Genomic DNA, 12591 nt, shown 5'->3' with positions numbered 1-12591 from the left:
ACCTTCGGGGGGCTGCACGATGAACCTGTCCGGCCCCTTCATCCGCCGCCCGATCGGCACCGCCCTGCTGGCCATCGGCTTGTTCATGGTCGGCGTGATCTGTTACCTGCGGCTCGGCGTGTCGGCACTGCCGAACATCGAGATCCCGGTGATCTTCGTGCATGCCAGCCAGTCCGGTGCGGATGCGGCGACCATGGCCTCAACGGTGACCGCGCCGCTGGAGCGCCACCTCGGCCAGCTGCCAGGCATCGACCGCATGCGCTCGTCGAGCTCGGAAGGCAGCTCGCTGGTGTTCATGATCTTCCAGAGCGACCGCGACATCGATTCGGCCGCGCTGGACGTACAGACCGCGATCAATTCGGCGCAGGCCGACCTGCCCTCGGGCATGGGATCGCCGATGTACCAGAAGGCGAACCCGAACGACGATCCGGTGATCGCCATCGCGCTGACCTCGCAGACGCAGTCCGCCGATGAGCTGTACAACGTCGCCGATTCGCTGCTGGCCCAGCGCATCCGCCAGATCGGCGGTGTCGCCTCGGTGGATATCGCCGGTGCCTCGACGCCGGCGGTGCGTGTGGACGTCAACCTGCGCCTGATGAACGCGCTGGGACTGACCGCCGACGACCTGCGCAATGCCGTGCGCGCGGCCAACGTGACCTCGCCCACCGGCTTCCTCAGCGATGGCAACACCACCACGGCGATCATCGCCAACGATTCGGTTGCACGCGCCGCCGACTTCGCCGATCTGGTGGTCAAGACCCAGGGCGATGGCCGGGTGATCCGCCTGAAGGACATCGCCAACGTCTACGACGGCCAGCAGGACGCCTACCAGGCCGCGTGGTTCGACCACAAACCGGCCGTGGTGATGTATGTGTTCACCCGCGCCGGCGCCAACATCGTCGAGACCGTGGACCGGGTGAAAGCGCAGATTCCCGCGTTGCGCGACTACCTGCAGCCGGGCACCACGATGACGCCCTACTTCGACCGCACCCCGACCATCCGGTCGTCGCTGCATGAAGTGCAGATCACCCTGCTGATCAGCCTGGCGATGGTGGTGCTGACCATGGCGCTGTTCCTGCGCCGGTTGGCGCCGACGCTGATCGCGGCGGTCACCGTGCCGCTGTCGCTGGCCGGTGCCGCGCTGGTGATGTACGTGATGGGCTTCACCCTGAACAACCTGAGCCTGCTGGCGCTGGTGATCGCGATCGGCTTCGTGGTCGACGACGCGATCGTGGTGATCGAGAACATCATGCGCCACCTCGACGAGGGCATGCCGCGGATGCAGGCGGCCTTCGCCGGTGCGCGCGAAATCGGCTTCACCATCGTCTCGATCACCGCTTCGCTGGTGGCGGTGTTCATCCCGCTGCTGTTCGCCAGCGGCATGATGGGCGCGTTCTTCCGCGAATTCACCGTGACCCTGGTGGCGGCGATCGTGGTGTCGATGATCGTTTCGCTGACGCTGACCCCGGCGCTGTGCAGCCGCTTCCTCAGCGCGCACGACCACACGGCGGCACCGTCGCGCTTCGGCCGCTGGCTCGATGCCGGTCACGAGCGGATGCTGCGCGTCTACACCGTGTTCCTTGATTTTTCGCTGCGCCATGCGCTGCTGCTGTCGTTGACGCCGTTGATCCTGATCGGCGTCACCATCTTCCTGTTCGGTGCGGTGAAGAAGGGCGCGTTCCCGCCGCAGGACACCGGCCTGATCTGGGGCCGCGCCAATTCCAGTGCGACGGTGTCCTTCGAGGACATGGTCAGCCGCCAGCGCCGCATCACCGACATGCTGATGGCCGACCCGGCAGTGAAGACCGTGGGCGTACGCCTGGGCAGCGGCCGCCAGGGTTCCAGCGCGCAGTTCAACGTGGAACTGAAGTCGCGCAAGGAAGGCCGCCGCGAAACCACCGCACACGCACTGGCACGGCTGAGTGCGAAGGCCGACCGCTACCCGGACCTGCAGCTGCGCCTGCGCGCGATCCAGGACCTGCCCAGCAACGATGGCGGTGGCAACAGCCAGGGCGCGCAGTACCGCGTCTCGCTGCAGGGCAACGACCTGGCCGCACTGCAGGAATGGCTGCCCAAGCTGCAGGCGGCATTGAAGAAGAACCCGAAGCTGCGTGATGTCGGCACCGACGTCGACAACGCCGGCCTGCGCCAGAACATCGAGATCGACCGGGCCAAGGCCGCGCGCCTGGGCATCTCGGTCGGCGCCATCGACGGTGCGTTGTACGGCGCCTTCGGCCAGCGCCAGATCTCCACCATCTACTCGGACATCAACCAGTACAGCGTGGTGGTCAATGCGCTGCCGTCGCAGACCGCCACGCCTTCGGCGCTGGACGAAGTGCATGTGCGCGCACGCAACGGCGAGATGGTGCCGATCACGGCGGTGGCCCGCCAGGCGCCGGGCCTGGCGCCCTCGCAGATCACCCATGAAAACCAGTACACGACGATGGACCTGAGCTACAACCTCGCCCCCGGCGTCAGCATGGGCGAGGCCAAGGCCATCATCGACAGCACCGTAGCCGGCATGCGCATGCCCGGCGACATCCGCCTGGCCGACGACGCCGGCTTCGGCTTCAACTCCGACCCCAGCGACATGCTGATCCTGGTGCTGGCAGCCATCCTCACCGTCTACCTGGTGCTGGGCATCCTGTACGAAAGCCTGATCCACCCGGTGACGATCCTGTCCACCCTGCCGGCCGCCGGCGTCGGTGCGTTGCTGGCGCTGTTCGGCACCAACACCGAACTGTCGGTGATCTCGATGATCGCGCTGGTGCTGCTGATCGGCATCGTCAAGAAGAACGCGATCATGATGATCGACTTCGCCCTGGTGGCGCAGCGCGAACATGGGCTGACTCCGCGCGATGCTGCCCGTGAAGCCAGCATCGTGCGTTTCCGCCCGATCATGATGACCACGATGGTGGCGATCCTGGCGGCGGTGCCGCTGGCGATCGGCCTGGGCGAAGGTTCAGAGCTGCGTCGCCCGCTGGGCATCGCGATGATCGGCGGCCTGCTGTTCTCGCAGAGCCTGACCCTGCTCAGCACGCCGGCGCTGTACGTGATCTTCTCGTGCCTGGCCGAGCGCTGGAAGGCGCGGCGCGCGCGCAGGCGTGAAGCGAAGCTGCTCAGGCGCGCACAGCGGGCCTGACTTCGGTAGCGCCGGGCCATGCCCGGCGGCCTTTCAGCAATCCGCGCTGCGCGCTCGCCGAGCATGGCCCGGCGCTACCGGCCTCTGGTGGGTGCGGACCGTTGGTCCGCACGCCGATGGCATTTGACGCGCTGTAACGAAAAGAGAACAATTCTCATCCAGCCATGGTCCTGCGCCCCCTTGTGGCGCCCCGCTGCCGTCCCCGGCACGCCTGCGTGATCCCAGCCACCGACCTTTCCCCCCTGCATGGGCGGATGGCCCGTGGCCGCCCGCCGAGGATCTCCATGATGTTGCCGATTCGCTCCCCCCGCCTGGCCGTACTGGCCGTCGCGCTGTCCGCCGCCTGCACTGCACACGCCGAAGCCCCGGCCGGATCCCGCAGCGCCACCGATCTGGACGCGGTCAAGGTCATCGCCGAGCGTACCCATACCGAGGCTGGCGCCCTCGGCGATCGCGCCCTGCGTGATACCCCGTTCGCGATCACCGCCGTCGGCCGTGAGCAGATCGAACAGCGCCAGGTCGTGTCGCTGGGCGAAGCCTTCCTGCTCGACCCCTCGGTCACCACCCAGGTCAGCGCCTATGCCAGTGGCTGGAGCTCGCCGATCCGCAACCGTGGCATCGACCTGAATTTCGACAGCTACCGGGTCAACGGTCTGCAGGTCTCGTCCTGGGGCACCGAATGGCCGCTGGAAGTGATGGAACAGGTCGACCTGCTGAAGGGTCCGGGAGGTTTCCTGTACGGCTTCGGCGCGCCGGGCGGCATCGTCAACTACATCACCAAGAAGCCGACCGACGTACCGACCTTCTCCGCCCAGCTCGGCTGGCGCGAGCAGGGCATCGTCAGCGGCGGCATCGACGTCGGCGGCCGCTTCGGCAACGAGCAGATGTTCGGCTACCGCTTCAACGCATACCAGGAAAAGGGCGAAACCTTCAACGGTGGCCATGTCGATCGCAAGGTCGGTGCACTGTCGCTGGACGCGCGCCTGAGCGATGCGCTCACCTGGACCTTCGACGGCGTGTTCCAGTCGCGCGACCTGCGCGAGGAATCACCGCAGTACTACTTCCGTGGCCTGACCTCACTGCCGCGGCCGATCGCCGGCGATGTCGACAACAGCGTGCCCGGCACCTACTACGACACCCGCTCCAGCCTGCTGTCCACCGCGCTGAACTGGCAGATCAACAGCGACTGGAAGGCCAGCCTGAGCTATGGCGTCACCACCTCGTGGAACGACGTCAACAAGATCTTCGCCTACATCGACGATACCAACGGCGACTATGCCGTCAACGTCTATGAGCTCGGCGGCAAGAGCGAGTGGAAGCTGGCGCAGGCACTGGTGCAGGGCCGCTTCGGCACCGGCCCACTGCAGCACCAGCTGGTGGCCGGTGTCAGCCACCAGACCGGGCTGGGCTGGGACCGTCCCTACGAGTTCAGCCTGATCGGCCGCGCCAACCTCTACCAGCGCCATGGCATCCGTCACGACGCGGTGGGTTCCCGGGTGATGACCCGCGGTGACGAGACCGTGCAGCAGGCGGTGTTCGTCAGCGATACCGTCGATCTCGGCCATGGCTGGTCGGTGCTGGCCGGTTGGCGCTACAACGACTTCGAGACCAAGGGCGCCTACCACACCTATCCGGTCACCCCGACCTATGCGGTCATGTTCAAGCCCAGCGAGGCCGTCACCCTGTATGCCAGCTACATCGAGTCGCTGGAAGCAGGCAGCCGCGTAGGCAGCAGCTACATCAATGCCGGCGATGTGCTCGACCCCACCATCAGCAAGCAGTACGAGATCGGCGCCAAGGTGGAAGCGAATCGCTGGAACGCGAACGTCGCTGCGTTCCGCCTGGAACGTGGCGCCAACATCGATCAGCTGACCGATGCAGGCAAGCGCCTGGTGCAGGATGGCATCACCCTGTACGAAGGCATCGAAGCCAGCGCCGACCTGCACCTGACCGATGCGCTGACCGTGGGCGGTGGCGTGACCTGGCTGGACCCGACCTACGACAAGCTGTCACCGGGCAGCGCGGCGCAGGAAGGCAACCGTACCGTCGGTGCTGCGCGCTGGAGCGGCGTGCTGCACGCCACTTACCAGCTGCCGTGGGTGGAAGGGCTGGAGACCTATGCCGCCGTGCGCTACTACGGCGATGTCTGGTACGACGCCGACAACACCCTGAAGCTGCCCGACTACACCCTCGTCAACGCCGGCATCGGTTACCGCCTGCTGGCCTCCGGCCATCCGGTGACCCTGCGTGCCAGCGTGGAGAACCTGGCCAACCGCAGGTACTGGTCCAATGCCGGCGTCGGCCTGCCGCGCACCTTCGCGCTCAGCGTGCGGTTCGACATGTAACGGGCCTCGGTAGCACCGGGCCATGCCCGGCGGCTGCATGCCACGCCGCGCCGCGCGCTTGCCGCGCATGGCGCGGCGCTACCGGATTTCACGCGTGGCCCGTAATAATGGTGGCCGATCCTTTCGCCGAGCCTGCATGTCCGCACGCGAATCCCGCCTCAGCCGCCTGTGGGCCCACGAGAAGGCCAGCTATGGCCTGCGGGTGTTCATTGCCCTGACAGCGGCCCTGGCCGTGTGCTGGCACCTGGATGCGCTGACCGCGCTGCCCGGCGTGTTCCTCGGCATCATCGCCAGTGCGATTGCCGAGACCGATGACAACTGGTGGGGCCGGACCAAGGCCGTGCTGCTGTCGCTGTTGTGCTTCTGTCTGGCAGCGGCCTCGGTGATCTGGCTGTTCCCCTGGCCGTGGATATTCATCGCGGCACTGGCGCTGTCCACGTTCGGCCTGACACTGCTCGGTGCACTGGGCGAGCGCTACGCGTCCATCGCCCAGGCGACCGTCACGCTGGCCATCTACACCATGATCGGCCTGGAACAGCATGGCGCCCATGACCTGCACAGTGCGCTGGATGCGGTCAGCCACCTGCTTGCGGGTGCGGTCTGGTACGGGCTGCTGTCGATCCTGTGGACCACGTTGTTCGCCAACCGGCCGGTGCGCGAGCGCGTGGCCCGCCTGTACGTGGAACTGGGCCGTTACCTGCAGCTCAAGGCCGCGCTGTTCGAACCCGTACGCGAGGCGGACCTGCAGCGCCGCCAGCTCGACCTGGCCGAACAGAACCGTCGCGTGGTCGGCGCGCTGAACGAGGCCAAGACCGCGATCCTGGCGCGCTTTGGCCGCTCCGGACGGCCCGGCGTCAACTCCGGCCTGTACCTGCGCCTGTACTACATGGCACAGGATTTCCATGAGCGCGCCAGTTCCTCGCATTACCCGTACGGCGCGCTGGTCGACGCGTTCTTCCACAGCGACGTGCTGTACCGCTGCCAGCGCCTGCTCGATCTGCAGGGCCAGGCCTGCGCGCGGCTGGGCGAAGCGATCCGGCTGCGTCGTCCGTTCGTCTACGGCGAGAGCAACCAGCAGGCCGGGCGCGATCTGGCCGATGCCCTGGCCTACCTGCGCGACCAGCAACGCCCGCAGTGGCAGCGCCTGCTCGGCTCGCTGGACCTGCTGGTGCACAACCTGCGCAGCATCGAGCGCCGCCTGCTCGATGCCGAACGATCCGAAGCCAGCCTGGACAACGTCGACACCCGCCTGCGCGACAGCAACCCGCACACGCTGCGCGAAATGGGCGTGCGCGTGCGCCAGCAGCTCACCCCCGGCTCGGTATTGTTCCGCCATGGCCTGCGCATGGCGCTGGCACTGATCGCCGGTTTCGTTGCCATCCATCTGTTCAATGCACAGAACGGCTCGTGGGTCCTGCTGACCATCGTGTTCGTGTGCCGGCCCAGCTTCGGTGCCACCCGCCAGCGTCTGGCCCAGCGCATCGTCGGTACGCTTGCCGGCCTGGTGCTGACCTGGGCGCTGCTGCAGCTGTTTCCAACGCTGGAGATCCAGCTGCTGATCGCACTGCTGTCGGCACTGCTGTTCTTCTTCACCCGTACCGACCGCTATCTGGTCGCCTCGGCCGCCATCACGGTGATGGCGCTGACCTGCTTCAACCTGATCGGCGACGGCTTCGTGCTGATCGTGCCGCGCATGGTCGATACGGTCCTGGGGTGCGCAATCGCCGCAGCGGCCGCGTTCCTGATCCTGCCGGACTGGCAAGGTCGACAGCTGCACCGCGTGCTGGCGCGGGTGCTGGATACCGCCGCCCGTTATCTGGAATCAGTGCTGGGCCAGTACCGCAGCGGCATGCGCGACGACCTGGCCTACCGCATCGCCCGCCGCGACATGCACAACGCCGATGCCGCACTGTCCACCGCATTGTCGAACATGCTGCGCGAACCGGGCCACGTGCGCCGCAACCTCGATTCGGGTTTCCACTTCCTGGCGTTGTCCAACACCCTGCTCGGGCATCTGTCGGCGCTGGGTGCGCACCGCGACCAGGTCGACAGCTACGCGGGCGATCCACTCGCGCTGGCCGCCGGCGAGCGCGTGCGTAAAGCGCTGCAGCAGCTGGCATCGGCATTGACGGCGCAGCAGCCGGTGTCGGAGGAGGACAACGACGCCGATCGTGCGGTGGCCGCGGAACTGGAGCAGCTCGATGAGACGATGCCGCCGAAACTGCAGTTGATCCGCACGCAGATGGCGCTGGTGCTGCGGATGTTGCCGAAGGTGAGAGCAGCGGCCAATGGCGCGGTGCGCGGCCTGGCCTGAGCGGACGGCATCCACGCATGGCGTGGATCTACTGGAGCGGCATCCACGCATGGCGTGGATCTACTGGAGTGGCATCCACGCATGGCGTGGATCTACTGGAGTGGCATCCACGCATGGCGTGGATCTACTGGAGTGGCATCCACGCGTGGCGTGGATCTACTGGAGCGGCATCCACGCATGGCGTGGATCTACTGGAGCGGCATCCACGCATGGCGTGGATCTACTGGAGTGGCATCCACGCGTGGCGTGATCTACTGGAGCGGTATTCGGGCGTGACCCTGTCGGCCGTGCAACATCGTGTTGCGTGCACGGGGGCATTCCGATCACGCCCCGACGCCGATACTGCGGTGTCGCCCACGCAGGATCTCCCCCATGAAGATCGAACTCAACGACCGCACCGCACTGGTCACCGCCTCCACCGCCGGCATCGGTCTGGCCATCGCGCAGGGGCTTGCCGCCGCGGGTGCGCAGGTCATCCTCAACGGCCGCAGTACCGACAGCGTGGAACGCGCACGGCAGCGCCTGCTGGCTGCAATTCCCGGCGCCAACGTGCTCGGCGTGGCCGCCGACCTGTCCGACGCCCGCGGGGTCGACGCGCTGCTGGCCGGCCTGCCGGGCAACGTCGACATCCTGGTCAACAATGCCGGCATCTTCGGCCCGCAGGACTTCTTCGAGACCGACGATGCCACCTGGGAGCAATACTGGCAGACCAATGTCATGTCCGGCGTGCGCCTGTCGCGCGCCCTGCTGCCGGCGATGGTCGACGCCGGTTGGGGCCGCGTGCTGTTCATCTCCTCCGAATCGGCACGCAACATTCCTGCCGACATGATCCATTACGGCGTCAGCAAGACCGCGCAGCTGTCGTTGTCGCGCGGCCTGGCCAAGCGCGTAGCCGGCAGCGGTGTCACCGTCAATGCGGTGCTGCCCGGCCCGACGTTGTCCGATGGCTTCGCAACGATGTTCGAAGAAGAGCGTGCACGCACCGGCAAGCCGCTGGAACAGATCGGCCGTGAGTTCGTGATGGCCCATCGTCCTGCATCGGTGATCCAGCGCGCGGCCACGGTCGAGGAAGTGGCCAACATGGTGGTCTACCTCGCTTCGCCGCAGGCGTCGGCCACCTCCGGCGCAGCGCTGCGGGTCGATGGCGGCGTGGTCGACGATATCGTGTGAGCGTTGGTGGGGTGTGTGGACCAACGGTCCGCACCTACCGCATCCCTGCCTGACAGGCAGGGATGCTAGGCTGCGCCGGTCCAAGGAGGTTCCATGTCCGGTCACAACCAGTTCGCCCTGCTGCGCCAGCGCCGTTTCCTGCCATTCTTCATCGTGCAGGGGTTGGGTGCCTTCAACGACAACGTGTACCGGCAGGCGATCATCGGCCTGCTGTTCTACCTGGGCGTGGCCGAGAGCGAGCGCACGCTCTACACCAACCTGGCGCCGGCGCTGTTCATCCTGCCCTACTTCCTGTTCTCCGCCCTGGCCGGGCAGATCGCGGAAAAGCTGGAGAAGTCGCGGCTGATCGTGATCACCACCACCATGGAGATCGTGATCATGACGCTGGCTGCGGTGGGCTTTCTCACCGAGAGCCTGCCGGTGCTGCTGGTGGCCCTGTTCTGCACGGGTCTGCAGTCCACCCTGTTCGGCCCGGTGAAGTACTCGGTGCTGCCCTCGGTACTGCGTCCGGAAGAACTGACCGGTGGCAATGGCCTGGTCGAGATGGGCACGTCGATGTCGATCCTGACCGGCATGATCGTCGGCGGCCTGGTGTTCACCCTGGCAGGCACCCATGGCCCGATCGTGGCCGCCACCGCTGTCATCGCGCTGGCGATCTGCGGCAACCTGGCCGCGCGCATGATTCCCAAGGTGGATGCCGGCGCCCCGGACCTGAAGATCAACTGGAACCCGATCCCCGAATCGCTGGCCGTGCTGCGCATGGCCAGGAAACAGAAGGCGGTACGCAACGCCATCCTCGGCGTGTCCTGGTTCTGGTTCGTCGGCACCATCCTGACCGCGCAGCTGCCGTCCTATGCGGTCACCAACCTCGGTGGCGAGCCCACCCTGTACATCTTCGCCCTGGCGCTGTTCTCGGTCGGCACCGGTGTCGGTTCGCTGCTGTGCGAAAAGCTGTCGGCGCGCACGGTGGAGATCGGCCTGGTGCCGCTGGGTGCGTTCGGCATGACCGCCTTCCTGCTGGACCTGTACTTCGCACGCGCCGGTGAGGCCACCGCGCAGGGCCTGTCGGTCACCCAGTTCGTGCACCAGGCCGGCAGCATCCGCATCATCATCGACCTGCTCGGCATCGGCCTGTTCACCGGCTTCTTCGTGGTGCCGCTGTTTGCTTTGATCCAGAGCCGCACGCCGAAATCGGAGATGTCGCGCGTATTCGCCGCGCTGAACATCCAGAACTCCGGCTTCATCGTCGCTGCGGCCGTACTCGGCCTGCTCACCCAGCGCCTGCTCGGCTGGACCATCCCGCAGCTGTTCCTGGCACTGGCCATCGCCAATGCCGTGGTGGCGATCTACATCTTCACCATCGTCCCCGAATTCCTGATGCGCTTCCTCAGCTGGGTGATGGTGCGCACGCTGTACCGGCTGCGCCCGCACGGCATAGAAGCGAACGTGCCCGATGAGGGCGCCGCGCTGCTGGTCTGCAACCACGTCAGCTACATGGACGCGCTGATCCTGTCGGCGACGATCCCGCGCCCGGTGCGCTTCGTCATGTACTACAAGATCTTCAACATCCCGGTCATGCGCTGGATCTTCCGCACTGCCAAAGCGATTCCGATCGCCGGTGCGCGCGAAGACCCGGCCTTGATGCAGCGTGCGTTCGATGAGGTCGATGCCGCACTCGCCGAGGGCGAGCTGGTATGCATCTTCCCGGAAGGCGCACTGACCCGCGACGGCACGATGGCAGCGTTCAAATCCGGCGTGGAGAAGATCCTCGAACGCCGTCCGGTACCGGTGGTGCCGATGGCCCTGCGCGGCATGTGGTCGAGCATGTGGAGCCGCCGCGATACCCGTCTGGGCCGCATGCGCGTGCCGCGCCGGTTCCGGGCGACAGTGGAGGTGGTCGCCGCCCCGGCGGTGGATGGCCATTCAACCGATGCCGCCGCCCTGGAAGCGCAGGTCCGGAGCCTGCGCGGCGACCTCGCCTGACGCAATCGCCCCCATCCGGGGGCGATGACGGTACGCTGCACACGCCACCGTCCAAGGGCGATGCGAGGCCTGACGGGGCTGAAAACGCATACATGCGTCGTTGGTTGCGGTAGATTACGCACCCACAGGGGGGAGGTTCGGCCCGTTCACACGGCCGACCACCAAGGAATGGAGTCTTGCTTTGAATCAACCGCCACCGCTCAGCCGTCCGGTCTACATCCCCAACCATCTGGTCTGGGCGATCCTGACGACGCTGTTCTGCTGCCTGCCGTTGGGCGTGGTGTCGATCGTGTATGCCGCCCAGGTCGATGGTCGCAATGCGGCCGGTGACCTGCCGGGGGCCTATAGCGCGTCGCGCAAGGCGGGCTGGTGGGCGGTGGCTTCGGCCGCGGCCCTGCCGGTCCTGTTGCTGTTGTGGTTCGGGCTGTTCGGCGGCTTGGCCGCGCTGGGCGCTCTATCCGACCTTTGATTCACCACCACCACCCATCGAGGAGCTTGAACCATGAACACCACCACTGCGCAGGTCCCCAACAATCTGGTCTGGGCCATCCTGTCCACCCTGTTCTGCTGCCTGCCGGCCGGCATCGTGTCGATCGTCTACGCCGCGCAGGTCAACGGCAAGCTGGCTGCCGGCGACGTCGCCGGTGCCCGTGATTCGGCCGACAAGGCCAAGAAGTGGGCCATCTGGTCGGCCATCGCTGCCGTTGTGGTTGGCGTCCTGTACTTCATCATCATCATGGCCGTTGGCGGCCTGGGCGCCCTGAGCGGCGGCAACGGCAGCTACTGATGCCCGCGACGGGGTCCGGCCATGCGCCGGATCCCGCCCCCGCATGTCCGCACTTCCTGCTCGTTCCCGACTTACCCGCTGGGCTCCGCTGCTGGCCGCGTCCGGCCTGGCTGCGGGTGCCGCCGTGGTCCTGCGCCACGTCAATCCGTATGTCTCCGGCAATCCGCTGCCGGGCTGTCCGCTGTACGCACTGACCGGCTTCTACTGCCCCGGCTGCGGCAGCACGCGCTGCCTGTACTCACTGGTCCACTTCGACCTGCCCGGCGCGATGGCGATGAACCCGTTGCTGGTCATCAGCCTGCCCTTCCTGTTCCTGATGCTGCTCAACACCGCCGGCGTACGCCCGCGCGTGCTTGATCCACTGATGCGGGTACTGGCCAGCCCCACGTTCTGGCTGTGGCTGCTGCCCGGCTATGCCGTGCTGCGCAACCTGCCGTGGGCACCGTTCACCGCCCTGGCTCCGGTGTAGGTTTCCCGCCAACGGCGCAGCCCCTCGTGGTGGAAGGCAGAAGCTGGGGTTGGCCGGGCGGGTGGGTTGCGCAGGGGCCGCTGCAAGTACGTCCATGTAAGCTCGGTCGCGCCATCCATGGCGCTTACGCCCCTGCGCAACCCACCCGCCCGGCCACGGACAATTTCCGTGCGCGTCCACCACGGAAAAGAAAGAGAAGATCAAAAGCCGAAGCGGGTCGCTCCGCTCGGCATCCACGCATGGCGTGGATCTACTGGCCGTCATCGGAAACTGTCGGGGGTGGGGCGGTGTGGGGCTGCAGGACCGTTGGCGCCATGGATGGCGCCATCGAGCCCCCATGGATGGGTTAACGGCGTGTCCTGCAGCCCCGCACCCCCCCCC

At 66.7% G+C, this 12591-nt stretch carries 8 protein-coding genes; all 8 read left to right on the top strand.

Annotated features, from left to right (window positions below; all coding sequences use genetic code 11):
* Window positions 1-19: 19 nt before the first annotated feature.
* The 8 genes from ABIA73_RS17555 to ABIA73_RS17520 all read left to right on the top strand — a co-directional run bounded on the left by ABIA73_RS17555 (window position 20) and on the right by ABIA73_RS17520 (window position 12210).
* A complete protein-coding gene (locus ABIA73_RS17555) occupies window positions 20-3142 on the top strand; it encodes an efflux RND transporter permease subunit (RefSeq protein ID WP_025874641.1) in 3123 nt (1040 codons plus the stop codon).
* Window positions 3143-3429: 287 nt separating this feature from the next.
* Window positions 3430-5487 carry a TonB-dependent siderophore receptor gene (locus tag ABIA73_RS17550; protein WP_354276085.1) on the top strand — a complete coding sequence of 686 codons (2058 nt, stop codon included), beginning with the start codon at window positions 3430-3432 and terminating at the stop codon, window positions 5485-5487.
* A 136-nt stretch (window positions 5488-5623) separates the two neighbouring features.
* Window positions 5624-7801, top strand: a complete 2178-nt coding sequence (gene yccS / locus ABIA73_RS17545; protein WP_346603430.1) for a YccS family putative transporter — start codon at window positions 5624-5626, stop codon at window positions 7799-7801.
* 372 nt (window positions 7802-8173) lie between these two features.
* The gene (locus ABIA73_RS17540; protein WP_025874638.1) at window positions 8174-8971 is read left to right on the top strand and encodes an SDR family NAD(P)-dependent oxidoreductase; all 798 of its coding nucleotides are present in this window, start codon (window positions 8174-8176) and stop codon (window positions 8969-8971) included.
* A gap of 93 nt (window positions 8972-9064) precedes the next feature.
* Window positions 9065-10954: an MFS transporter gene (locus ABIA73_RS17535; RefSeq protein WP_099843927.1), complete on the top strand. Its 1890-nt coding sequence runs from the start codon at window positions 9065-9067 to the stop codon at window positions 10952-10954.
* A gap of 181 nt (window positions 10955-11135) precedes the next feature.
* Complete coding sequence (locus tag ABIA73_RS17530; RefSeq protein WP_025874636.1) at window positions 11136-11423, top strand: CD225/dispanin family protein; 288 nt, start codon at window positions 11136-11138, stop codon at window positions 11421-11423.
* Window positions 11424-11456: 33 nt separating this feature from the next.
* Entirely contained in the window at window positions 11457-11741 is a 285-nt protein-coding gene (locus ABIA73_RS17525; RefSeq protein ID WP_025874635.1) for a CD225/dispanin family protein, read from the top strand.
* Between the two features lie 43 nt (window positions 11742-11784).
* Complete coding sequence (locus tag ABIA73_RS17520; RefSeq protein WP_025874634.1) at window positions 11785-12210, top strand: DUF2752 domain-containing protein; 426 nt, start codon at window positions 11785-11787, stop codon at window positions 12208-12210.
* The last annotated feature ends 381 nt before the right edge of the window (window positions 12211-12591 follow it).

This window comes from Stenotrophomonas sp. 2694 (assembly GCF_040548715.1).
GTDB classification, from domain to species: domain Bacteria; phylum Pseudomonadota; class Gammaproteobacteria; order Xanthomonadales; family Xanthomonadaceae; genus Stenotrophomonas; species Stenotrophomonas indicatrix.
This window is presented reverse-complemented; position numbering and strand designations above follow the sequence as displayed.